Origin of the sequence: Ruegeria arenilitoris (genome assembly GCF_013035315.1) — a bacterium.
In the GTDB taxonomy this organism is placed as follows: Bacteria; Pseudomonadota; Alphaproteobacteria; order Rhodobacterales; family Rhodobacteraceae; genus Ruegeria; species Ruegeria arenilitoris_D.
In genome coordinates, this window is record NZ_WQHP01000001.1 from 529,150 (window position 1) to 551,860 (window position 22,711).

Below are 22,711 nucleotides of genomic sequence, written 5' to 3' on the forward strand. Positions count from 1 at the left end.
AAAATGCCAGCTATAACTATGGCAAAAGACAAAATTGGGGCAGCGTTGAGCAATGGGCCGTCTGATCAAGTTCCTGGTATATCTTGTTTGCCTGTGTTTTCTGGGGCTGGTGGGCTATGCCTATCTGGGTCCGATATTCGGGGTGGATTTTTCTGCCCCGCAAGACGAGATTCGAGAGCCGGTAATCCTGAATGTGGAATAAAGCCGCCCTGGCTGCACTGTTGCTGGCCGGTTCGGCACATGCGCAACAGTCCCCCTTGTCCGTGATCGACTGGTTGGCGGACCCGCCCGAGAACCTACCGGGTACTGTGCTGCTGGAACCCCCGGTGACGCAGACGGGTATTCAGCCGGATATCGAGGTCACGCCGCTTGAAGCCCTGTCGCAACCTCTGGGGCTGGTGTCCTCGTCGGTGACCGGTCTGCCGATAAATCTTTGGCAGAACAGCGACGCAGATCGTTTGGCGGAACTGATCGGGCGTGTACCCGTGCGGTACAATCCCGCGATGCAGCGTCTTCTGTTCACCCTGATACTGTCCGAGGCCCGCGCGCCCGCAGGGTCGGATGCTGAAGAGACATTGTTACTCGCCCGACTGGACCGCTTGATGCAGCTTGGAGCCGCCGACCCGGCGCAATCCTTGGTCCAACTGGCTGGCCCGACCAACTCGCGCGATCGGTTCAAGCGCTGGTTTGATGCCACCCTATTGACCGGGGATGAGGATCGCAGTTGCACCTCGCTGATAGCAAAGCCACACCTGTCGCAAGACTACGCCGCGCAGATATTCTGCAAGGCGCGGCGCGGCGACTGGGCCTCGGCCGCACTGACGCTCGAGGCTGCGCATGCGTTGCAGATTCTGCCGCCAGATGAGCTGGACGTGCTGGACCGTTTCCTAAGCCCCGAGTTGTTCGAAGATGCGGAATACTTGCCGCAACCTGACGATCCCAGCCCGCTGACCTTCCGACTTTTTGAAGCGATTGGTGAGCGTTTGCCGTCGGCCCCGCTGCCCCGCGCCTTTGCCAATGCTGACTTGCGGGACGTGGCTGGCTGGAAGGCGCAGATTGAAGCTGCAGAGAGATTGACCCGGATAGGTGCGCTGACACCGAACCAGTTGCTGGGCCTTTATACCGAGCGCTCTCCGGCCGCGTCCGGCGCGGTGTGGGACAGGGTATCGGCCGTGCAACGGTTCGAAGCCGCGCTGGACTCAGGCGATCCCGAAAAAATCTCAAAGGCGCTGACATCGGTCTGGTCGCAAATGCGTTCGGTGGGATTGGAAGTGCCGTTTGCCGAACTGTTTGCTGGACGCCTGTCTCAGGTGGAACTACCGGACCCAGCTGCTGAGAAACTGCGCTGGCGCGTCCTTTTGTTGTCCGAGCTTTATGAAACCGCAGCTCTCTCGGTTCCGGATGAATCGGACGAAAGCCAGTTCCTTGCCGCATTGGCGCAGGGCGATCCAGGTCGCGCACGTTCCCCCTCGCCTCTGGCGGATGCGGTGGCGCAAGGGTTTGCCTGGGCTGCGCCTATTCCGTCGAATATTGAGGCTATGCTGGACAATGACCAACTGGGCGAAGCGATACTGGAAACGATGGAGCGGTTTGCCCACGGATCACGGGGAAACCTTGTCGACCTGACAGCCGCAATCGCGACGCTGCGCCGTGTTGGCCTTGAAGATACGGCTCGCCGCGCGGCGCTGAATGTTCTGATCCTACAGGACAACTAGCCATGGCAGCCCCCGCAACCCAAGAGCTGTGGATTTCCACCTTTTTGCAGGCGCAGGCTGCCGAATTGGGCGCGGCGACCAACACACAGCTGGCCTATGGGCGCGATCTGAAAGAGTTTTCGGCTTGGCTGGACCGTCGCAAAACAAGGTTTTCCGACACGCAACGGGACCAGATCGAACAGTACCTGATCGATTGCGACGCACAGGGATTGTCCCGTTCGACCCGTGCGCGCCGATTGTCCGCGATCAAGCAACTGTACCGGTTCGCGTTCGAGGAAGGCTGGCTGGAAACCAACCCCGCCATTCAGATCAAGGGACCAGGCCGGCAAAAACGCCTTCCCAAAACGCTGGACATTGTCGAGGTGGACCGCCTGCTGGACGCCGCGCGCCGTACTGGCCGCAAAGAGGCGGACCGGGTGCGCAATACCTGCCTGATGGAGGTTCTCTACGCCACCGGGATGCGTGTGACCGAACTGGTGTCGTTGCCGGTATCCTCGGCCCGTGGTGACCCTCGGATGCTGTTGGTGCTGGGAAAAGGCGGCAAAGAACGAATGGTGCCCCTATCGCCGCCCGCGCGCGATGCATTGGCAGCGTGGCTGATGATCCGCGATGAGGCCGAAGACAAACAGGTGGCCGACGGTGGGCAACGCTCAAAATTTCTGTTCCCGTCGCGTGGAAAATCTGGGCACCTGACTCGCCACAGGTTTTTTCTGCTGATTAAGGAACTGGCGGTCGAGGGTGGCGTATCGCCCGAAAAAGTGACCCCGCACACCCTGCGGCATGCTTTTGCAACGCATCTGCTGGCGAATGGCGCTGATTTGCGGTCTATCCAAACTCTTTTGGGTCATGCAGATGTCGCAACCACCGAAATCTACACGCATGTTCTGGACGAACGCCTGTCAGAGCTTGTCTTGCAGCATCACCCGCTGGCGAAAGAGGGCGATGACGCGGGCTAACCCCTTGATCCGCTGCGGTCGCGACCCCATAACGGTTGCAGTTACACGAACAACCAAGGACCGATGGAACCCTCTTCTGCTTCTTTGATCGACGGCGCATTCTGGTTTACCACAGGCGCCATTCTATTTTTGCTTGTCCTGTCGGGCTTTTTCTCGGGTTCTGAAACGGCTTTGACCGCCTCATCACGCGGAAAACTGCGGGCGCAGGCCGACAAGGGCTCGCGCGGGGCGCAGATTGCGCTGGACATCACCGATGACAACGAACGGCTGATCGGCTCGGTCCTGTTGGGCAACAACCTCGTCAACATCCTTGCAGCGTCACTGGCAACGGCCCTTTTCACGCGGCTGTTCGGGGAAAGCGGTGTTGCGTTGGCGACGCTTGTGATGACCCTGCTGGTTCTGATCTTTGCCGAGGTTCTGCCCAAGACCTACGCAATTACCAATTCAGAAAAGGCGGCCTCGGCCGTTGCGCCGATCATCCGCGTTGTGGTCACGGTATTCTCACCCATCGTTGCGGCTGTGCGCCTTTTGGTGCGCGGCGTACTACGCCTGTTTGGCGTGCGGATCGACCCAGACAGCAACATTCTGGCCGTTCGCGAGGAAATTGCCGGTGCGCTGCAACTGGGCCATTCCGAAGGCGTGGTCGAAAAGGAAGACCGCGACCGTATTCTGGGCGCGCTGGACCTGGGTGATCGCGCTGTTGAAGAAATCATGCTGCACCGCTCGAACATTGAGATGATCGATGCGGATGCCCCGCCCGAGGCCATCCTTCAGCAATGTCTGAAAAGTAGTCATACCCGACTGCCTGTGTTCAGGGATGAGCAGGAGAACATCGTTGGCGTCGTTCATGCCAAGGACCTCTTCCGCGCGATGTACGCCCATGCTGGCGGTAGCGAAGGCACTGAAAGTCGTCTGAAAGAATTCGACATTCTTAAGGTCGCCAACGACCCGTACTTTGTACCCGAGACGACCACGCTGGACGATCAGATGCGGGAATTCCTGCGGATGCACAGCCACTTTGCGCTGGTCGTGGATGAATACGGATCGCTGCGCGGGTTGATCACGCTCGAAGATATCCTCGAGGAAATCGTCGGTGAGATCGCGGATGAGTTCGACATTGACGAAGAGGTCGCCGTGACCCGTACCGAAGACGGGCAGTTCCTGGTCGAAGGTGCCACAACGATCCGTGACGCGAACCGCGCGATGGATTGGTCCCTGCCCGACGAAGAGGCCAACACCGTTGCCGGTCTGGTCATTCACGAGGCGCAGATGATCCCGATTGTCGGTCAGGTCTTCTCATTCCATGGCTTCCGCTTTGAGGTGACGAAGCGCGAAGGCAACCGGATTACGGAACTCAAGATCCGACCTCTTTGACGACGGCGCGCATGTGCGACCCTTTGGATCGCCGTGCGCGACACTTTCTGTCGCGGATGGTATTGCAATGGCGGGTTTCACCTTCAGACTGACGCCGCAACCATCAGGAGTCGTTCATGAAACTTACCACCCAAGTTGCAGTCATCGGCGGCGGCGTCGTTGGATGTTCGGTTCTCTATCACCTGACCAAACTGGGTTGGTCGGATGTGATGCTGCTTGAGCGGTCGGAACTGACCAGCGGCTCGACCTGGCATGCGGCGGGCGGGTTTCACACACTGAACGGCGACACCAACATGGCAGCCCTGCAGGGCTATACGATCCGCCTGTACAAAGAGCTGGAAGAAATCTCCGGCATGTCCTGCGGTCTGCACCATGTGGGCGGTGTAACGCTGGCCGACAATCAGGACCGGTTCGACATGCTGCTGGCGGAACGCGCCAAACATCGGTTCATGGGGCTTGAGACCGAGATCGTCGGGCCGGATGAGATCAAGAAGATCGCGCCCATCACCAATACAGACGGCATCATTGGCGCGCTCTATGATCCGCTGGACGGGCATCTTGATCCGTCTGGTACCACTCATGCCTATGCCAAGGCGGCCCGGATGGGCGGCGCCACCATTGAAACGCATTGTATGGTGCGCGAAACAGTCCAGCGCACCGATGGCACCTGGGATGTGGTGACCGACAAGGGAACCGTTCATGCGGAACATGTGGTCAACGCGGGCGGCCTGTGGGCGCGTGAGGTTGGCGCGATGGCTGGTGTTTACTTCCCTCTCCACCCGATGGAACATCAGTATCTGGTCACGGACTCGATCCCTCAGATCGAGGCGATCATCGACGCGGGCGGCGAGCATCCGCATGTGATGGACCCCGCCGGCGAAAGCTATTTACGACAGGAAGGACGCGGGCTTTGCATCGGGTTCTACGAACAGCCCTGCAAACCTTGGGCGGTCGATGGCACCCCGTGGGAGTTCGGGCATGAGCTACTGCCAGACGATTATGACAAGATCACCGACAGTATTGAGTTCGCCTACAAACGCTTCCCTGTTCTGGCTGAGGCGGGCGTTAAGTCGGTGATCCACGGTCCGTTTACTTTTGCGCCCGACGGAAACCCGCTGGTCGGCCCAGTGCCGGGCATGCGCAACTATTGGTCCGCCTGCGGTGTGATGGCCGGGTTCAGTCAGGGTGGCGGCGTTGGCCTAACGCTGGCGCAGTGGATGATCGAAGGTGAGCCCGAACGGGACGTGTTCGCCATGGACGTCGCCCGTTTCGGCGACTGGATCAGCCCCGGATACACGCGCCCGAAGGTGATTGAGAACTACCAAAAACGGTTCAGCGTCGCCTACCCCAACGAAGAACTGCCCGCCGCGCGTCCCAACCGTACCACCCCGATGTACGACATCTTCAGCGATCTCGGCGCGGTCTGGGGGCAGCAATACGGGCTTGAGGTGCCGAACTATTTTGCCCAAGGGGATGAGCCGGGTTATGAGACGCCCTCGTTCCGCCGCTCGGACGCTTTTGACGCAACCGGTCGCGAGGTCCGCGCCGTCCGCAACGGTGTTGGCATCAATGAGGTCCACAATTTCGGCAAGTACCGCATCACCGGACCCGACGCGCGCGACTGGCTGGATCGGATCATGGCCGGGCGCATCCCAAAACCGGGACGGCTGTCTTTGACACCTATGCTGACACCCAAGGGCAAGCTGATCGGGGATTTCACCGTATCTTGCTTGAGTGAGACCGAGTTCCAGCTGACCGCCTCCTACGGCAGTCAAGCGTTCCACATGCGCTGGTTCCTGCAACATCAGGACGAAGGCGTCGGGATCGAAAACATCAGCGACCGCTTGAACGGCTTTCAGATCGCTGGCCCCAAGGCTGCTCAGGTGCTGGCAGCCTGTACACGTGCCGATATCTCGGACCTCAAATTCCTGGACGTGCGGCGCATAACCATCGGGATGACCGACTGCATCGTTCAGCGGGTCAGCTATACCGGCGATCTGGGGTACGAGATCTACTGTGACCCGATGGCCCAGCGACAGTTGTGGTGGACCCTGTGGCAAGCCGGACAGCCCCACGGCATGGTGCCGTTTGGCATGCGCGCCATGATGAGCCTGCGTCTGGACAAGTTCTTTGGATCGTGGATGCGGGAGTTTTCACCGGATTACACAGCCGCTGAAACCGGATTGGACCGTTTTATCGCCTTCACAAAGAACACGGACTTCATCGGGCGGGCTGCCGCCGAATTGGAGCGGTCCGAAGGCACGACACGCACTCTGATTTCCTTCGAAGTGGACGCAGAAGACGCCGACGTGAACGCCTATGAACCGATCTGGCTGGATGGTCAGGTCGTCGGGTTCTGCACTTCGGGCGGCTATTCTCATTTCGCCGAAAAATCCGTCGCCATGGGGTTCTTACCGTCAGATCGCGCAACAGACGGGCTAGAGGTTGAGATCGAGATACTGGGCCAGATGCGCTCGGCCCGCGTGATCTCGACGCCACTGTTTGATGCGGACGGTGCGCGCATGCGGGGATGACAAAGGACGGTCGCGGTGGCTATGTGACGGTATGAGCGATATACCGATTATCCTTCTGGCTGCAGGGCAATCGCGCCGTATGGCCGGGTCCGACAAACTGTTGCAGAGTGTTGATGGCATGCCTCTGCTGCGTCGCTCTGCGCAGACGGCGTTGCAAGCTGGGCCCGTTATCGTTGCGTTGCCTAATGCGCCGCATCCGCGTGATGCGGCCTTGAAGGGATTGGACGTGGTGACCGCGCGTATCGCGAATGCTGAGGAAGGGATGAACGCCAGCCTTCGAGGCGCCTTAAGGCATCTGCCCTCCAACGCGCGGGCCGTTATGGTCTTGCTGGCAGATTTGCCCGAGATCACTGCGGATGATTTGAAACGCGTCCTTGCGGCAGTCGATGATCACCCCGACAACCTGATCTGGCGCGGTGCGACTGAAACCGGCAAGCCCGGCCACCCGGTTATCTTCGCGCGACAACTGTTCGGCGTTCTCAACCGCCTTACCGGTGATGCCGGGGCGCAATCAGTGGTGCGGTCGCATCAGGACAAGGTATTTATTCAGCCTCTGCCCGACCAGAATGCATTGCTGGACTTGGATACGCCCGACGACTGGGCCCGGTGGCGCGCAGACAGGTCCGTCTGATTTCCACCCCCAAAAAAGAAGCGACCCGATCGTTTCCGACCAGGTCGCTTGCCCAAAACAGGACTACCACTTTTCACCAATCCTGAAAACGCGGCCAAAAATACCTTAAGGCACTCTGGCTATTCCGCCGCCGAACCTAAACAAGACCCCCTCGTTAACATGCCGCTCAGCGTTTCCAGTGACTGTGACAAGCCGTTGGCACCCCCTAGTGCCTCTGGCTCCCCCTCGCTTGGGCAATATCATCGTCACCCATCCAGTGAGTCCAAACAACGTAAAATTGGAGATAACGGTTAATTTTTGACGTATCACGATGGTATTTGCGCAACATCTCGCCTAAGGCAACTCTACCTATAGGCGACTACGAAAAACTCCAGCAAGGTCCAATCAAGGATTATGCATAAACTTTATGGCGCATAGAATATTTCTATTACTCATATATGTTTAAACTATGTGCAGGGTGAAAACTGCAGCTCACAACCAAGGGACGAGCATCAATTTAGCCGGTCATTCCGGAGACCCTTTGTTACCAAAACTGATTCAATCTCGGAAATTTCAGGGTTTGACTTTCGAATCGTCAACAATTGGCCGAATCGGTCAACGTGATTCGAGTTCCCGGAACGCATGGGATAGAACGACCTGTTTGTGGCGAAATTAAGATTTCTTAATCCTTGGCTCAGGAAACGCTCAGACTGATGCCTCATCTCCTCTTTCAACGCGCGGCCGCAACTGCGCGATATAAACAGGAGACAAAAATGAGCATCCGTAAATCCTCTCTGCTTTTGCCACGTGCCACTGGCCTGGTTGGCGCATCCGCGCTGAGCGCAGCACTGCTGGCCACCACCGCCCTGCCCTCGATGGCGGATGAGGCCCTGGCCGATCTGGTTGAGAGCGTGTCCCCCTCGGTCGTGACCATCATCGCCGAACAGGACGTCGTGCCCACGCAGGCACAGGGACAGAACTTTGATTTCGAAGACCACCCCTTCGGTGAGTTCTTCAAGCGCTTTGGCGCGCCCGAAGGCTTTCAGGCTCCTCAGCGTGGACCAGCCCAAGGGCTGGGCTCTGGCTTCGTTCTGGACGAAGCGGGCTATATCATCACCAACCACCATGTGGTGGACAACGCCACAACGGTCACCGTTCGCCTGAGTGACGACCGTAGCTATGAAGCCGAAATCGTTGGCACCGACCCGCTGACCGATATCGCCGTTCTGAAAATCGAAGCAGATGAAGCGTTGCAAGCGGTTGAACTGGGCGACAGCGACGTGATCCGCGTTGGCGAAGACGTTGTGGCCATCGGTAACCCGTTTGGTCTGCACTCTACCGTGACCACCGGCATCGTATCGGCCAAAGGCCGCAACATCTCGGCCGGACCCTACGCTGAGTTCATTCAGACTGACGCCGCCATCAACAAGGGCAACTCGGGCGGTCCGCTGTTCAACATGGAAGGTGAAGTGATCGGTGTGAACTCGGCCATCTATTCGCCAACCGGAGGTTCAGTTGGCCTGGGCTTTGCCGTGACGTCGAACATCGTCGAGCATATCGCCGCAGACCTGCGTGATGACGGCCAGGTCAGCCGTGGTTGGCTGGGTGTTTCGATCCAGAATGTCAGCCCTGAAATCGCGGCGGCCATGGGTATCGATGCCTCGACCGGTGCGCTCGTCTCGGACATCGTCGCAGGCAGCCCGGCTGAGGGCGTTCTGGAACAGGGTGATGTGATCCTGACGTTCAATGACGAGGCCGTCGATTCCAGCAGCGATCTGCCGATCCTTGTGGGCACGACCAAAGTGGGTACCGACAGCACCCTCACGGTTCTGCGCAACGGCAAGGAAGAAACCGTTGAACTGACAATCGGTCAGCATCAAAGCGCCTCAGCCGAGATCGACAAGTCCGTGGACGAAGGCATTTCGGGCACAACGCTTGGCGTGACCGTGGCCCCGCTGACCGACAGCAACCGTGCCCAGATGGGTGTGGGTGAAAATGTCGACGGGGTTGTTGTCACCGATCTGCAGCCTGACAGCCCGGCCGCCAAGGCTGGTCTGCAACGCGGCGACGTGATCGTCAAACTGGGCAGCCAGGAAACCGTCACCCCGGACGCGCTCAAAGCTGCCTTGGACAGCGAAAAGACGGACCCCGCGCTGGTTTTGATCAATCGCGGTGGAAACCAAATCTTCGTGGCGGTCGAAATCGCCTGATCCGAAGTCCGCGCTCGCCATTTGATGGGGAATTCTGGCGTGCGCCTCCCCGGCGGATTGAATTGTCCGCTCTCCGCCGGGACTGCCGGGTGCGCTGCAACGCACCCGGCACGTAGTTTCAGCAAATCATGTGATTTACCCGAGTTTTATGTTTAACTCTCCTCAGAAAGGAATGCAGATTATGAGCCGTCGCCTGCTGATCGTCGAAGATGACGAAGACACCCGTGAATTCATCGCCAAGGGCTTTGGCGAGGAAGGCTACGTGGTCGAGCAGGCTGCAGACGGGCGCGAAGGTCTTTACCACGCGACGGATGGCGGGTTTGACGCGATTGTTCTTGACCGGATGCTGCCGGGCCTCGATGGTCTTTCGATGATCCGATCCCTGCGGGCCGCAGGGGTCAAAACCCCCACCCTGATGTTGACCGCGATGAGCGCCGTGGACGAGCGGGTTAAAGGTCTGCGGTCGGGTGCGGATGACTATTTGGTCAAACCGTTTTCCTTCCAGGAATTGCACGCCCGGATCGAAGCCCTATTGCGGCGTCCTCAAGAGTCCGAAGAAAGCGTGACACTGACCTGTCGCGATCTCGAGATGGATCTGCTGACCCGCAAAGTCACGCGCGACGGGCACGAGATTTCACTGACCCCACGCGAATTCCAGATTCTGGAGTTCTTCCTGCGCCGCAAGAACCGCGTGGTATCACGGACCATGTTGCTGGAAGGCGTGTGGGATTATCATTTCGATCCCAATACGAATGTGGTGGACGTCCATATCTCGAAACTGCGTCGTCAGTTGGATGAAGGTGGCAGACCGCCATTGATTGAAACGGTTCGAGGTGCGGGTTACATGATATCCGATGGATAACCTGCGACTTTCGTTCAACAATTCGCGCACCCGCCTCGTTCTGGCCAGCATGGTTCTCAGCACTTTGCTAACGGCGATTGTGCTGGGCCTGGTCTATTTCACCGCCAATCGCAGCATTGAGGGCGAGACACGCTCGGTCGTGTCCGCAGAACTGACCGGCCTTGCCGATGAATACGAACGCCGTGGCCTGTTTGGCCTGCTGCAAGCGATTGAACGGCGTCTTCCATCCGCATCCGAACGCGACGCCCTGTATCTGTTGACCGACCGGTTTGGGGCCAAGCTGGCAGGCAACCTGAAACAGTGGCCATCGGATGTCACCGCCGGCAGCGGCTGGGTCGATCTTGAGTTGCGGCGCGCGGACAACGATCAGTTGGTGCCAATCTCAGCCGCCTCAGTGCGCCTGCCCGGTGGCGAGAGGCTGCTGGTCGGGCGCGACGCACTGGCCCGGCAGCAGTTTGACCGTGCGTTGTTGCGCGCCGTCGGGTTGGCCCTTGCGATTGCACTGGCCCTTAGCTTTTTGACCGGCTGGCTGTTCACGCGGCTGGTGTTTTCTCGGCTTTCGGATATCGCAAGTACGGCGGAGAACATCGTGTCGGGCGACCTGTCGCGCCGGATGCAGTTGCGCGGTACCGGGGATGAATTCGACCAGGTCGCCGGCACGCTGAACACCATGCTGGACCGGATCGAGGAATTGATCAGCAACCTGCGCACCACCTCAAATTCCATTGCCCACGACTTGCGCTCTCCCCTGTCCCGCCTGCGCCAGAGGGTCGAGACGCTGTCTGACCCAACCAAAAGCGATCTGGACCGAGAGGTCGACGTGGCCCGAGCAACGGCCGAGATCGACCACGTTCTACGCGTTCTGGGGCAACTGACCGAAATCTCGCGCGCCGAGGCCGGCGTCGGGCGGGAACAGTTCGAGCCGGTGGACCTGCAACAACTGGTCGGCGACGTTGTGGAACTTTATGAGCCTGTTGCGGCCGATCAGGGCGTCTCACTTGAGGTTCACGGCAGTGCGCAAGCCGTACAGGGGCACCGTCCGTTGCTGTCGCAGGCGCTGTCGAACCTGCTGGAAAACGCCATGCGCTATGCGCCAGAGGGAACTGCCATCACCATCACCTTGTCGGAAGATGGCCCCTTTACAAGCCTGAGTGTCCGCGACCGCGGCCCCGGCGTTCCCGAGGAAGAACTGCCACGTCTGCAGGTACCCTTTGTTACGCTTGATCCCGCACGGACCGAGCGCAACGCCGGGCTGGGCCTCGCGCTGGTGGCGGCGATATCGCATATGCATCAGGGTGCTTTCGAGGCACACAATCGCGATCCGGGCCTCGAAGCGACGATCAAGTTGGCACGCAAGCTTTAGTCTGGCACGCCATTGATCGCCATCATCTTGTTTTTGTACCGTTTGTCGGCCGTCACATCCGGGCCGAACCATGCTGGTGGCGTGTAAGCCTGCGCCTCGGCCTCGGACGTAAACTCAACCTCGACCAAACGCAGCGGCGCCAGATCCCCGGAAAAAACGTCCAACTCAAAAACGCGCCCGTCAGGAAGTTCACCGGTAAAGCGTTCTTTTTCGACCCGGCGACCTTCGGTTTCCGGCCAGAAGGTTTCGAACTGCTCCGCCGAAATCTCGGCCTCACGCTCGACACGCACCAGGGCACCAGCCCCTTTGAGCGTCAAATAAAACGTATCGTTCTTCTGCCGCAGCCGCAGTTCGGTCGAGTCGTCCGGCGCGGTCAGATACCCCTGACGCACCACAGCCCGTTTAGCGCTGCTTAGATCAGGCAGATCTGCCACCAGAAACTTGCGTTCAATTTCGGTGCTCATGTGTTTGAAACCACTCCACTTTCGATCTCATCATACAGGTCTTGATAGGCTGAACTGGCCGCGCTGCGGGGCGCATACACGCTGACCGGCGCTCGGTTCTGCCCCATTCGTTCAATGTCCGCCGTAAACGGGATTGAGCTGTTGAGGAACCGCTTGCGATAGAGCTTTTTCATCACGTCCATCGTGTCCTGATGCAGTGTCTTGCGGCGTTGCACCATCGAAAAGAAAGCCTTCAGCTTTTTCTTGGGCAGTTTCTTGGCGTCGAAAAAGCTGACCAGTTGGTCGAAAGTACGTTCCGACAGGGTTGTCGGAATCACCGGAACCACGATCTGGTCGGCCGCTTTGAAGATATTCTCGGACAGGGTCGAAAAGTTGGGTGGGCAATCCAGGATGATCACGTCGTAATCACTGCCAGCCGCGACCAGCGCCTTTTTCAAACGTGATCGTCTGTTTCGCATCCGAGAAAGAAAAACGTCGAAATCCCGAAAGGTCATGTTCGCGGGCAGAACGTCCAGCCCCTCAAAATCGCTGGCGCGGATGGACTTTGTAAATCGTTCCACATCCTCGAAAAACCGCGCATCCGTCAGCTTTTTGGACGGCTTGACCCTAAGGTAGAACCCCGAGGCACCCTGCGGATCCAAATCACACAGCAGCACCGTGAAACCGGCATTTGCGTAGAGATAGGCCAGGTTGACCGAGGTCGCGGTTTTTCCCACACCGCCCTTGTTGCTGTAGCAGGCAATGATTTTCAATCCTCAGTCTCCTTTATGGTGAAACAGGCTGCGGAACAGGTGCCGGATATCCGGGCTGTCAAAAAGCTGAAAGTTTGCAATCACGCGATCGCGCTCGGCGTTTTGGCGCTGATCCAGCACAGCAATCAGCCCGCCGACGGACAAGGCCAGTTGCGCATCTGCACGTCCCTGCGTGTTACTGTGCTGCTGAACAAAACCAAGCAGCGCCTCTTGCTGAACCGAAAAGTCGTTGAACAAACCAAGATTATCTTGGAGCTTTTTCAAAGGCTTGATGATCGTTTTGAAAGCTTTTGCATCAAACAGAGGTGCAAAGAACTCCATCAGGTAACGCAGTTTTTTGCAGTCGATCCGCAATTCGTGGACGTCCTCATCTGGTGTGTCCGGCGTGATGCTGCGCGCCAGTTTGCAAGTCTTGCGGTAGCGTTTCCAGATCAGGGCACAGGCGTATTCATAAGCCGTGCGGTCCGCATTCGGTCCGGGTTGCAGGTTGGCGGGGTCAGCGAACACCTCGGCCAGTCTGGTCATCTGTTGGTCATAGGCCTGCGAGCGAAAGCGGCGAGACAGACGGCCAAGGGCCTGAGAGCGTTCCTTTTCAAACTGCTTGAACATGGCCCGCGCCCCGTCATGTAGCTGTGGCGGGATCAGGCGAAAGTAGTCATCTTTTTCCAGCAGATACACATCCAGGTCCCGCACACGCCCGGTTGGCGCCATCAAGTCGGAGAACTCGCGCTTTAAATCTGCGGTTTGTTCTGGTGAGAAAACCCCTTTGAACAGACTGATGACTGACCGCACACGACGCAGCGACACGCGGTAATCGTGCAAGAATTCGGTATCGATGTCCGCAATCACACCCGCCTCGTTCTGTCGGGCGACCGAGATGTAGGTGCGAACGATGTCCGTGGCGACTTCAATCGAAGGCTCTTGGGTGCCAATGCGGATCTCGGGCTTGGCCTTGTAGACGGTCAGGTCCGGGAACAAGCCTTTGAACAAAGGTTCGACCCCAGTTGCGCCCGGCGCTGTTGTTTTGAGGTACTCACACGCGGTGTTGAACGCCCGGTCATACCCGCGCAGCGGTTGGACTGCTACAAGCGACACCTGTCCGCGATCCGAAGACAGTGTCATCACCGTCCCGCGCACCTGGGTTTTCTGAAGATCATCCAGAATGGCAAACGCACGATTTACGATCCGCCCTGCCCCAACGCTCATCAGTGCGCGCAGTTCGGGAAAATCGGCAAGGGCGTCCCGGACGGGTCCAGCGGGCAGGTTTTGTACGAACTTTCCTTTTCCCTTGCACCTTTGCGAAGTCGTTTGCCCATCTTTCAGCAAGTGCAGCGATCCGCCCGTTTCGATCAGGACTTTGCCCGACGCCCTCAGCGATTGGTCATGGCAATCCAAAAGCTCGAAACTTTGCGCCGGTTTGGCGTCATCCAACTTAGCGACCAAACCCCTCAGAGATTTGGAGAATCTCGCCTCATCCAATGCCCCTGGAATAACGAAGAAGCTGCTGTCTCCGGCCATCAGGATTGTCCCTTTCGAGACGCATCCAAATAGTCGTTTACAAGGGTCTCCACGATTTTCTGAACGCTGGTCCCCTCTTCAATCGCCCTGATCTTGAGCGCTTTCAGGGTTTTTCCGTCCAACCGCAAAGACGTGTTCGTCTTGCCCTTGTCGGGCTTTTCCGTGGCGTCCTTGTTCTTCGGCATCGACGACCTCATGACAGCATGACGTCATGAGGTCACATTCCAGAAAGCATATCAATGACTATTTTGCCTGTGCAGGCGCAGCGTCGAATTTCAACCGGCCAGCGAAACAACCCGATGACTCTTTTTGGTCACCCGGCTAAGACGAGGCATGTCTGATCCCGTCTCGTCGATCCGCAATCTGGGCCCGGCCTTTGAACAATCCTGCGCCCGCGCAGGCATCCACTCGGCGCAAGAGCTACGCACCTTGGGGGCCGATGCCGCCTATGCCCGGTTGCTGAAGGCGGGCACAAAGCCGCATTTCATTGGTTACTATGTGCTGGTAATGGGGCTGCAGGGACGTCCATGGAACGATTGCAAGGGCGAGGAAAAGAAAGCGCTGCGACAAAAGTTTGATGCGATCAAATCCAGCGTCAACACTGCGCCGGAAAGCCGGATGATCGCCGATCTGGATGCAATCGGCGTCCGCGTGGCACCGAAAGACCTCAAACAGGTCTGAAAACGAAAAAGGCCGCACCCAATTGAATGCGGCCCTTAGACTTGTTCAGCAACAGATTAGCCGACCAGTTCGATGCCCGAGAAGAAGTAGGCGATCTCAACAGCTGCGGTTTCCGGAGCGTCCGAACCGTGGACCGAGTTTTCACCAACCGATTCAGCGAACTCGGCACGGATGGTGCCGGCTGCTGCGTCTGCGGGGTTGGTTGCGCCCATGACTTCACGGTTCTTTGCAATGGCGCCTTCGCCTTCCAGAACCTGAACAACGACCGGAGCCGACGACATGAATTCGCACAGTTCATCATAGAACGGACGCTCGGCGTGCACTTCGTAGAACTTGCCAGCTTGTTCTTTGGTCATGTGGATGCGCTTTTGCGCAACGATGCGCAGGCCAGCTTCTTCGAACTTGGCGTTGATTTTGCCAGTCAGGTTGCGGCGGGTTGCATCGGGTTTGATGATCGAGAATGTGCGTTCCAGTGCCATGTCGGCCTCTCCTTACAATGTGGCGCGAGACTATGCGCCGAAATCCATCGCGCGCCGCCTAACACGGTATGTGCCTCATGAAAAGTGGAATGATTGCGCCTTTGACGTTTGCGGGTCAGATTGTGTCCGGCAAGGGCTGCGTTGCGTCGACCCAGCGGACGTAGAGAACAGAGAGCAGGCCGATAAAGCTGCTGACAAACATCATACCAAGAACCAGAAATGGCCCGTTCTCGGGGCTGACAAATGCGCCTGTAAGCGTTGTGAGAATTGCACCCAAGGCAACGATCATTGCACCGGAAAGCCCCGCCGCACTGCCCGCCAGTTTCGGGCGCACGGACATGACCCCGGCGGATGCATTCGCATTGGTCAGGCCGTTGCCGAATCCGACGCAGATCGCTGATCCAAAAAACACCCATACCGACCCCAATCCTACGCTGAACAACACCAGCCCGCCGAGCGGCCCGATCGACGCGATAATCCGTCCGATCAGGATCATCGTGGTCAGCTTTGTGCGCGCGGCGAAACGGCCAGTGATGAAGTTACCCACCATGAAACCGCCAGTGATGATCCCAATGCCAAGCCCCAGCATTGCCGGGCTCAGATCAAACCACGCGGCTGCAACCAGCGGTGCGCCGGTGATGAAGCTGAAAAACGCCCCTATGGAAAATGCAGCACATAGCGCATAGCCCCAGAACCGACGCGCTCGGAACAGGTGCGGGTACTCTTTCAACTGGGCCGAGAAGGTTGCGGATCGGTTCGTATTCGTCTCACCCATGTCGGCCCACAACAGCACCAGCATCCCTGCCCCCAAAGCCGAGTACAGGATGAACCCCGCCCGCCAGCCGAACATCATATCAAGTGCTCCGCCCAACATCGGGCCAAGCATCGGAGCCAGGGCCATCGCCATCGCAACATAGCCCAGCTTGCTGGCCGCTTCGTTTGGCTCGTACAGGTCCCTGATCGACGCGCTGGACAGCACCGGTCCGGCCACGACTGCGGCTTGTAACAGGCGGAAGCCTAGAAACACCCAGATCGACTCGGCCAAAACACAACCAACCGAAGCCACCGCGAAAATCGCCATCGAGATCAACAGGATCGGCCTGCGACCATATCGGTCGGACAACGGCCCCATGATCAGTTGCAGCACGCCAGAAACGGCCAGATAGCCCGCCACAGACAGGTTGATCAGACCATAGTCGACCTGAAAGTCACCGGCCATTCGCGCCAGCGAAGGCAGGAACATATTCAGCGACAGCACCGACAGCGCCGTGGCAAAGATCAATGTGACCAGTGAAGGGGGCGTCCGAGCCGCGCGCATGATGCAGACCGTTTCACAAAAGCAAACGACACAGCGCTAACACATCGACCGCGGTTTGAACATGCCAAGCCGCTGGCGGCTGCATAAAGGCTCTGCTAAGAGCGCGTCATGCTACGGATCGAAGACATAACCTATGCGGTTGAAGGCCGCCCCCTGTTCGATGGGACCAGCGCAACTATCCCGGATGGACACAAGGTTGGCCTCGTGGGGCGCAACGGGACCGGCAAGACCACTCTGTTCCGGCTGATCCGCGGGGAACTGGCGCTGGAGTCGGGCAACATCGTCCTGCCGAAACGGGCCCGAATTGGTGGGGTAGCGCAAGAGGTGCCTTCCTCCGATGTTTCGCTGATCAACACCGTGTTGGCCGCTGACACCGAACGCAGCGCCCTTATGGCCGAGGCTGAAAGCGCCGAAGACCCCGCCCGCATTGCCGAGATCCAGACCCGTCTGGCCGACATCGACGCCTGGTCGGCCGAGGCGCGCGCTGCCTCGATCCTCAAAGGATTGGGCTTTGACGACGAAGACCAGCTGCGCCCCTGCTCGGATTTCTCGGGTGGCTGGCGGATGCGTGTCGCGCTGGCGGCGGTGCTGTTCTCTCAGCCCGATCTGTTGTTGCTGGACGAACCGACCAACTATCTGGACCTTGAGGGCGCGTTGTGGCTGGAAAGCTATCTGGCCAAATACCCGCACACAGTCATTATCATCAGCCACGACCGCGGGCTGCTGAATCGCGCCGTTGGTTCGATCCTGCATCTGGAAGACCGCAAGCTAACCTACTACGCGGTGCCTTACGACAAGTTCGCCGAACGCCGCGCCGAACGTCTGGCGCAGGCGGAATCGGAAAACGCCAAGGCCAAAGCGCGCATCGCGCATCTACAGAGCTTTGTGGACCGGTTTCGTGCAAAAGCGTCCAAAGCCGTGCAGGCGCAATCGCGCCTCAAGATGATCGAGCGCATCCAACTGGTCTCGACCCCGCAAGAAGCCGCTTTGCGGGCTTTCAGCTTCCCCGAGCCTGAGGAACTGTCGCCGCCTATCATCAACCTTGAGGGCGGAGTTACGGGATATGGTGAGACCGAGGTGCTGCGTCGCCTCAACCTGCGCATCGATCAGGACGACCGCATCGCGTTGCTTGGCAAAAACGGTCAGGGCAAGTCGACCCTGTCCAAGCTGCTGTCCGACCGCCTGCCCCTGATGGCCGGCAAAATGACCCGCAGCAACAAGTTGCGCATCGGTTACTTCGCACAGCATCAGGTGGATGAGCTGTATGTGGACGAAACGCCTTTGGACCATATGCGCCGGCTTTGCCCGGATGAAGCTCCGGGCAAATGGCGCTCGCGGCTGGCCGGGTTCGGGTTGAATGCGGATCAGGCTGAAACCAAGGTTGGACGCTTGTCCGGCGGGCAAAAAGCGCGCCTGTCCCTGCTCATCGCCACCATCGACGCGCCGCATATGCTAATCCTTGACGAACCGACCAACCACCTAGATATCGAAAGCCGCGAGGCGCTGGTCGAAGCGCTGACCGCCTATTCGGGCGCGGTCGTGCTGGTCAGTCACGACATGCACCTGCTGTCGCTTGTGGCAGACCGGTTATGGCTGGTCTCGGATGGCACCGTCAAACCGTATGACGGCGACCTCGAATCCTATCGCACCATGCTGTTGGCGCGCGACAAGCCGGTGAAGGAGAAACCGCAGTCAGCGAAGGCAAAACGCCCCTCGCGCGAGGCGATGCTGGCCCTGCGCGCAGACCTGCGAAAATGCGAGGATCGGATCGAGAAACTGACGGACATGCATGACAAGCTGTCAGCCAAGCTGGCCGATCCGGCTCTGTATGAGGATGAAAAGATCAACGATCTGGAAACCTGGAACCGCAAGTTTGCCGAGGTGGTCGAAGCGATGCAAAAAGCCGAGGCGCTATGGGTCGCCGCCGCTGAACGTTTGGAACAAGCAGAGAGTGCGGCATGATCGAACTGGCTTTCTTCATAACGGCGTTCACCACCATGTTCGTGGTGATCGATCCGTTCGGCACCACGCCGATCTTCGTCGCTCTGACCCAAGATATGGATCCGGCGACCCGGCGGAAAACCGCGATCCGTAGTTGCCTGACCGCGGTCTGCATTCTGGTTGCCTTTGCCGCTTTTGGTGAAGCTGTCCTGGGATTTGTCGGCATTTCAATGGAGGCCTTCCGCGTGGCCGGTGGCGCGCTGCTGTTTCTGACAGCTTTGGACATGCTGTTCGACCGTCGCACCAAACGCCGCGAGGACCGGGCTGAGGAAGAGGAACACCCTGACCCGTCAGTCTTTCCATTGGCGATCCCTCTGATCGCAGGACCGGGATCAATTGCCACGATCATCCTTCTGGCGGGCCAAAACCCCGGCATTCAAGGCATCGCCGCCGCCTGCGCTGTCATGCTGGCGGTTATGGCCGTTGTCTTCATCTTCTTTCTGGCTGGCGGGATAATCGCGCGGATTCTGGGTAAAACCGGGCTGAACGTATTGACGCGACTGCTGGGCATGTTGCTGGCGGCGCTGTCGGTCCAATTCATCTTGGACGGCCTCAAGGCCTTTGGATTCGCGTCGTAAATCCCCATATACAGTTCAGGAAATCTGTTTGGGGGTACGTCATGGACGGCGACAACATTGCACGGATTGCGTATCTGGGACTGCTGGGTGCGGCGGTGGTGGCTTGGTTCATCTCGCAAAACCGGCAGTCGCTGGGCAAAACGATGCAACAGGCCATGGCCTGGGTCTTTATCTTTATCGGTGTGATTGCTGTAGTTGGTCTGTGGGAAGACATTCGCACAACCGTTTCCCCTGCCCCGCAGATGACGGTCACCGGTCAAAGCATCGAAGTTCCGCGCGCCCATGACGGGCATTACTATCTGCCGGTTGAGGTGAACGGCCAGCCGATCACCTTTCTGGTCGACACCGGCGCAAGCCAGATTGTCCTCAGCTCGCAAGACGCCGAGCGCATAGGCATCGACCCCGATCAGCTGAACTATTTCGGCCGGGCCAACACGGCCAATGGTCAGGTTCGGACTGCGCCGGTAAGCCTGGATACGCTGACTCTTGGGCCAATCACGGACCGCAATATCTCGGCCTGGGTGAACGAGGGTGAGTTGAACAAGTCCCTGCTGGGCATGGATTACCTGCACCGTTTTTCGAACGTCCAGTTCGCCAATGGTCGCCTTCTGCTGTCGCGTTAAGGCGTCAGCACCACTTTCACAATTGAGAACAAAATATGAACATGCTACCCTGACAGCATGTCTACACATCTTCTTGGCCGCAAACCCGCGCGCGAGGTGCCGGGGATTGACCTTCATCCGCAGATCAGGCTGCAACTGGCCCGTGTGCACGAGGCCTGCGGCCCCGCCCGGCGCAGCTTTGCCATGTGGCTGGCAGGTCAGGCGCAGGGACCGGTGCTGTGGATTTCGCCCGCGTGGGAACCTGGCCAGTTGAACCCCGACGGGATGATGGCCTTTGCCGATCCGGCCCGCTTTATCTTTGTCCGCCCGACCCGGTCCGAGGACCTGCTGTGGTGCATGGAAGAAGCGTTACGCAGCGGAGCGATCCCGTTGATCATCGGTGACCTGCCGGGTGCGCCGGGGCTGACGCCGATACGGCGGATGCATCTGGCCGCTGAACAGGGCGGCGCGTTGGGGCGGGCTCCGCTTGGGTTGCTGCTGACACCCGGCGACGGCGGCGCGCAAGGGGTTGAGACACGCTGGCACATGGCTGGCGATCATCGAGAAGAAGCCCGGCGCTGGACCCTGACCCGCCGCCGCGCCCGTGCCCTGCCCCCGGTCAGCTGGCACGCCACCCAGACCAAACCGCGCGCCGGCTTGCACCTGCAGCAGATCGCCACAGAAGACACACCCTTGTGAACATACGCACTTCACGCCAGTTGTGACTGGCCAAGGCATAGGGCGCGCCCTAGCGTTTCGGCATGCGCAATCTGACAAGACGCTCATTCATCGCCGGGCTTGCCGCCCTGCCGCTGGCCCGCAAAGCCCGGGCTGCGCTGGTGCCGTACACACTGTCACGGTCAGGAACCTCTGTCGGCTTTTCCTTCGTACTGTCAGGGATCGCGCAATCCGGGACGATGCCGATCCAGTCCGCAAACATCCAAATCGACACCGAGCAGTTGCAAAACAGCAAGGTCACCGTCGTGATGAACGTGGCCGCCGCACGTACTCGATTGCCCTTTGCCCGCGGCCCGATGCTGAGCGAGAGCGTCCTGAACGCGCAGCAGTTCCCCGCCATCACCTTTCAATCCACCCGAATACAGCTGGGCCCGACCGGTCGCATCTCGGAAGGTGCGACCATCACCGGAGACCTGACCTTGCGCGGGGTCACACGCCCGGTGACGCTGCAGGCCAACCTGTACCGCAAACCCGGCACAGAGGCTGACGACCTAAGCACCCTCTCGATTCTTCTGTCCGGCGCACTGGACAGGCACGAGTTTGGCGCATCCGGCTATCCCGATCTGGTCGCAGAAACAGTTTCATTGAACATCCGCGCGGAACTGATGCGCAACACCTGACCACCCAAGGGCAAAAAACGACGCGCAGAGGTCGAATAAACACGCGCAGCGCTGGCGGATACGGTAATGCTGGGCCCACTATGCGCACGATCATTTCCTTTGCCGCCCTATTTCTTTCCGTCATTCTGCTGCAGCTCTCAACGGGCGGCGTTGGTCCACTGGATGCAATCTCGGGCATCACGCTCAATTTTACCACCGAACAGATCGGTTTGCTGGGCTCGGCGCATTTCGTGGGCTTTTTCATAGGATGCTGGTGGGCACCCCGGCTGATGGGCAGCGTCGGCCATTCGCGCGCCTTTGCGGTCTGTACCGCACTAGGGGCGATGGGCCTGATCGGGCACACCCTGACCGAAAACCCATACATCTGGGCCGCACTTCGCGTTGCATCCGGCACATGCGTTGCAGGCGCTTACACGGTGATCGAGGCATGGCTGAACGCCAAAGTCACAAATGAAACGCGCGGACGCGCAATGGGCACCTACCGCATCGCGGATATGGGTGCCTCGCTTTGCGCGCAGTTGATTATCGCGGTCCTGCCGCCTGCCTCTTATGTGTCCTACAATCTGTTGGCGATCCTGTGTTGCGCTTCGCTGTTGCCGCTGACGCTAACCAAGGCGAGCCAACCCAAAACGCCTGACGCGCCCCGCCTCAGACCTAAGCTGGCGTGGCGCAGCTCACCCCTGGCCGTTGCCGGTGTGATCGTCGCCGCGCTGAGCTCTGCGTCGTTTCGGATGGTCGGTCCGGTCTATGGTCAGGAAGTTGGTTTAGACATCGATCAGATCGCGTTCTTTTTGGCCTCATTCGTTTTGGGCGGCGCATTGGCGCAATACCCGGTGGGGTGGCTCGCCGACAAATATGACCGGCGTTGGGTTTTGATCTGGCTTTCGGCGGCTGCGGTGTTCAGTTGTGGCGTCACCATGGCGGCCAGCGGCACGGGCACGTTAGGAGTTATGTCTGCCGCAGTTTTCTTTGGCCTGACCACCTTCCCGATCTTCTCGGTCTCGTCGGCTCATGCAAACGACTTTGCAACGACCGAAGAACGGGTCGAGCTTTCGGCGGCACTGATGTTCTGGTTCGCCCTGGGGGCGATCGCCTCGCCCTATATCTCATCCACGCTAATCCAACAGTTCGGCCCCGGTGCCCTGTTTGCCTTTGTCGCGTTGGGCCATGTGTTCCTGATCATCTTCGGTCTGGCGCGCATGCGGTCACGTCCAACGCCCGAGGAACGCACCAACTACGTCTACGCGCCGCGCACATCTTTCACGATTGGCCGCTTGCTCAAACGGTCGCGTGAAGGGCGTTAGAACGGCGTTGTTGCACGGGCGAAGACGCGTGG

22 protein-coding genes are annotated in these 22,711 nt (G+C 59.0%); 16 read left to right on the forward strand and 6 right to left on the reverse strand.

Going from position 1 to position 22,711, the window contains the following annotated elements:
- The first annotated feature begins 52 nt into the window (after window positions 1-52).
- From GOV53_RS02610 to GOV53_RS02650, 9 genes are all read left to right on the forward strand, one after another.
- The gene (locus GOV53_RS02610; RefSeq protein WP_170464083.1) at window positions 53-202 is read left to right on the forward strand and encodes a hypothetical protein; all 150 of its coding nucleotides are present in this window, start codon (window positions 53-55) and stop codon (window positions 200-202) included.
- Window positions 192-1,715 (forward strand): hypothetical protein, encoded by a 1,524-nt coding sequence (locus GOV53_RS02615; protein WP_170464084.1) that lies wholly within the window; start codon window positions 192-194, stop codon window positions 1,713-1,715. The genes GOV53_RS02610 and GOV53_RS02615 overlap by 11 nt, the downstream gene beginning before the upstream one ends.
- Before the next feature lie 2 nt (window positions 1,716-1,717).
- Window positions 1,718-2,671: a tyrosine recombinase gene (locus GOV53_RS02620; RefSeq protein WP_170464086.1), complete on the forward strand. Its 954-nt coding sequence runs from the start codon at window positions 1,718-1,720 to the stop codon at window positions 2,669-2,671.
- 63 nt (window positions 2,672-2,734) lie between these two features.
- Window positions 2,735-4,045, forward strand: coding sequence for an HlyC/CorC family transporter (locus tag GOV53_RS02625; protein ID WP_170464088.1), 1,311 nt, complete (start codon window positions 2,735-2,737; stop codon window positions 4,043-4,045).
- Between the two features lie 116 nt (window positions 4,046-4,161).
- On the forward strand, window positions 4,162-6,579 hold the full coding sequence (locus tag GOV53_RS02630; protein ID WP_170464090.1) for a GcvT family protein: 2,418 nt from the start codon (window positions 4,162-4,164) through the stop codon (window positions 6,577-6,579).
- Window positions 6,580-6,610: 31 nt separating this feature from the next.
- Window positions 6,611-7,210 (forward strand): nucleotidyltransferase family protein, encoded by a 600-nt coding sequence (locus GOV53_RS02635; RefSeq protein WP_170464092.1) that lies wholly within the window; start codon window positions 6,611-6,613, stop codon window positions 7,208-7,210.
- A gap of 752 nt (window positions 7,211-7,962) precedes the next feature.
- A complete protein-coding gene (locus tag GOV53_RS02640) occupies window positions 7,963-9,399 on the forward strand; it encodes a Do family serine endopeptidase (RefSeq protein WP_170464094.1) in 1,437 nt (478 codons plus the stop codon).
- A 181-nt stretch (window positions 9,400-9,580) separates the two neighbouring features.
- On the forward strand, window positions 9,581-10,261 hold the full coding sequence (locus GOV53_RS02645; RefSeq protein WP_170421447.1) for a response regulator transcription factor: 681 nt from the start codon (window positions 9,581-9,583) through the stop codon (window positions 10,259-10,261).
- A complete protein-coding gene (locus tag GOV53_RS02650; RefSeq protein WP_170464096.1) occupies window positions 10,254-11,624 on the forward strand; it encodes a sensor histidine kinase in 1,371 nt (456 codons plus the stop codon). The genes GOV53_RS02645 and GOV53_RS02650 overlap by 8 nt, the downstream gene beginning before the upstream one ends.
- On the opposite strand, the gene GOV53_RS02655 is transcribed toward GOV53_RS02650, so the two are convergent.
- Genes GOV53_RS02655 through GOV53_RS02670 form a run of 4 tightly spaced genes read right to left on the reverse strand, consistent with a single transcriptional unit; the run spans window position 11,621 to window position 14,543 of the window.
- Window positions 11,621-12,088 (reverse strand): CYTH domain-containing protein, encoded by a 468-nt coding sequence (locus GOV53_RS02655; protein WP_170464098.1) that lies wholly within the window; start codon window positions 12,086-12,088, stop codon window positions 11,621-11,623. The two genes, GOV53_RS02650 and GOV53_RS02655, sit on opposite strands and share 4 nt — an antisense overlap.
- A complete protein-coding gene (locus tag GOV53_RS02660) occupies window positions 12,085-12,840 on the reverse strand; it encodes a ParA family protein (protein WP_170464100.1) in 756 nt (251 codons plus the stop codon). Before GOV53_RS02660 ends, GOV53_RS02655 begins: the two co-directional genes overlap by 4 nt.
- Before the next feature lie 3 nt (window positions 12,841-12,843).
- Complete coding sequence (locus GOV53_RS02665; protein ID WP_170464102.1) at window positions 12,844-14,358, reverse strand: CHAD domain-containing protein; 1,515 nt, start codon at window positions 14,356-14,358, stop codon at window positions 12,844-12,846.
- Entirely contained in the window at window positions 14,358-14,543 is a 186-nt protein-coding gene (locus GOV53_RS02670; RefSeq protein ID WP_170464104.1) for a hypothetical protein, read from the reverse strand. Before GOV53_RS02670 ends, GOV53_RS02665 begins: the two co-directional genes overlap by 1 nt.
- A 148-nt stretch (window positions 14,544-14,691) precedes the next feature.
- On the opposite strand from GOV53_RS02670, the gene GOV53_RS02675 reads away from it, so the two are divergent.
- Entirely contained in the window at window positions 14,692-15,039 is a 348-nt protein-coding gene (locus GOV53_RS02675; protein ID WP_170464106.1) for a TfoX/Sxy family protein, read from the forward strand.
- Window positions 15,040-15,095: 56 nt separating this feature from the next.
- On the opposite strand, the gene ndk is transcribed toward GOV53_RS02675, so the two are convergent.
- Window positions 15,096-15,518 carry a nucleoside-diphosphate kinase gene (gene ndk, locus GOV53_RS02680; RefSeq protein WP_155143779.1) on the reverse strand — a complete coding sequence of 141 codons (423 nt, stop codon included), beginning with the start codon at window positions 15,516-15,518 and terminating at the stop codon, window positions 15,096-15,098.
- 115 nt (window positions 15,519-15,633) lie between these two features.
- Window positions 15,634-16,836: a multidrug effflux MFS transporter gene (locus GOV53_RS02685; RefSeq protein WP_170464108.1), complete on the reverse strand. Its 1,203-nt coding sequence runs from the start codon at window positions 16,834-16,836 to the stop codon at window positions 15,634-15,636.
- 108 nt (window positions 16,837-16,944) lie between these two features.
- On the opposite strand from GOV53_RS02685, the gene GOV53_RS02690 reads away from it, so the two are divergent.
- The 6 genes from GOV53_RS02690 (at window position 16,945) to GOV53_RS02715 (ending at window position 22,679) form a co-directional block, all read left to right on the forward strand.
- Window positions 16,945-18,798: an ABC-F family ATP-binding cassette domain-containing protein gene (locus GOV53_RS02690; protein ID WP_170464109.1), complete on the forward strand. Its 1,854-nt coding sequence runs from the start codon at window positions 16,945-16,947 to the stop codon at window positions 18,796-18,798.
- A complete protein-coding gene (locus tag GOV53_RS02695) occupies window positions 18,795-19,415 on the forward strand; it encodes a MarC family protein (protein WP_170421474.1) in 621 nt (206 codons plus the stop codon). Before GOV53_RS02690 ends, GOV53_RS02695 begins: the two co-directional genes overlap by 4 nt.
- Before the next feature lie 41 nt (window positions 19,416-19,456).
- On the forward strand, window positions 19,457-20,038 hold the full coding sequence (locus GOV53_RS02700) for a retropepsin-like aspartic protease family protein (RefSeq protein ID WP_170464111.1): 582 nt from the start codon (window positions 19,457-19,459) through the stop codon (window positions 20,036-20,038).
- Window positions 20,039-20,095: 57 nt separating this feature from the next.
- Window positions 20,096-20,716, forward strand: a complete 621-nt coding sequence (locus GOV53_RS02705; protein WP_170421480.1) for an ImuA family protein — start codon at window positions 20,096-20,098, stop codon at window positions 20,714-20,716.
- A gap of 62 nt (window positions 20,717-20,778) precedes the next feature.
- Window positions 20,779-21,375: a YceI family protein gene (locus GOV53_RS02710; RefSeq protein WP_170464113.1), complete on the forward strand. Its 597-nt coding sequence runs from the start codon at window positions 20,779-20,781 to the stop codon at window positions 21,373-21,375.
- Window positions 21,376-21,455: 80 nt separating this feature from the next.
- Window positions 21,456-22,679: an MFS transporter gene (locus GOV53_RS02715; RefSeq protein WP_170464115.1), complete on the forward strand. Its 1,224-nt coding sequence runs from the start codon at window positions 21,456-21,458 to the stop codon at window positions 22,677-22,679.
- The last annotated feature ends 32 nt before the right edge of the window (window positions 22,680-22,711 follow it).

Coding starts and splice junctions, on each gene's coding strand:
- GOV53_RS02610 (WP_170464083.1), top strand. CDS start 53: ATGGGCCGTCTGATCAAGTTCCTGGTATATCTTGTTTGCCTGTGTTTT.
- GOV53_RS02615 (WP_170464084.1), top strand. CDS start 192: ATGTGGAATAAAGCCGCCCTGGCTGCACTGTTGCTGGCCGGTTCGGCA.
- GOV53_RS02620 (WP_170464086.1), top strand. CDS start 1,718: ATGGCAGCCCCCGCAACCCAAGAGCTGTGGATTTCCACCTTTTTGCAG.
- GOV53_RS02625 (WP_170464088.1), top strand. CDS start 2,735: ATGGAACCCTCTTCTGCTTCTTTGATCGACGGCGCATTCTGGTTTACC.
- GOV53_RS02630 (WP_170464090.1), top strand. CDS start 4,162: ATGAAACTTACCACCCAAGTTGCAGTCATCGGCGGCGGCGTCGTTGGA.
- GOV53_RS02635 (WP_170464092.1), top strand. CDS start 6,611: ATGAGCGATATACCGATTATCCTTCTGGCTGCAGGGCAATCGCGCCGT.
- GOV53_RS02640 (WP_170464094.1), top strand. CDS start 7,963: ATGAGCATCCGTAAATCCTCTCTGCTTTTGCCACGTGCCACTGGCCTG.
- GOV53_RS02645 (WP_170421447.1), top strand. CDS start 9,581: ATGAGCCGTCGCCTGCTGATCGTCGAAGATGACGAAGACACCCGTGAA.
- GOV53_RS02650 (WP_170464096.1), top strand. CDS start 10,254: ATGGATAACCTGCGACTTTCGTTCAACAATTCGCGCACCCGCCTCGTT.
- GOV53_RS02655 (WP_170464098.1), bottom strand. CDS start 12,088: ATGAGCACCGAAATTGAACGCAAGTTTCTGGTGGCAGATCTGCCTGAT.
- GOV53_RS02665 (WP_170464102.1), bottom strand. CDS start 14,358: ATGGCCGGAGACAGCAGCTTCTTCGTTATTCCAGGGGCATTGGATGAG.
- GOV53_RS02670 (WP_170464104.1), bottom strand. CDS start 14,543: ATGCCGAAGAACAAGGACGCCACGGAAAAGCCCGACAAGGGCAAGACG.
- GOV53_RS02675 (WP_170464106.1), top strand. CDS start 14,692: ATGTCTGATCCCGTCTCGTCGATCCGCAATCTGGGCCCGGCCTTTGAA.
- ndk (WP_155143779.1), bottom strand. CDS start 15,518: ATGGCACTGGAACGCACATTCTCGATCATCAAACCCGATGCAACCCGC.
- GOV53_RS02685 (WP_170464108.1), bottom strand. CDS start 16,836: ATGCGCGCGGCTCGGACGCCCCCTTCACTGGTCACATTGATCTTTGCC.
- GOV53_RS02690 (WP_170464109.1), top strand. CDS start 16,945: ATGCTACGGATCGAAGACATAACCTATGCGGTTGAAGGCCGCCCCCTG.
- GOV53_RS02695 (WP_170421474.1), top strand. CDS start 18,795: ATGATCGAACTGGCTTTCTTCATAACGGCGTTCACCACCATGTTCGTG.
- GOV53_RS02700 (WP_170464111.1), top strand. CDS start 19,457: ATGGACGGCGACAACATTGCACGGATTGCGTATCTGGGACTGCTGGGT.
- GOV53_RS02705 (WP_170421480.1), top strand. CDS start 20,096: ATGTCTACACATCTTCTTGGCCGCAAACCCGCGCGCGAGGTGCCGGGG.
- GOV53_RS02710 (WP_170464113.1), top strand. CDS start 20,779: ATGCGCAATCTGACAAGACGCTCATTCATCGCCGGGCTTGCCGCCCTG.
- GOV53_RS02715 (WP_170464115.1), top strand. CDS start 21,456: ATGCGCACGATCATTTCCTTTGCCGCCCTATTTCTTTCCGTCATTCTG.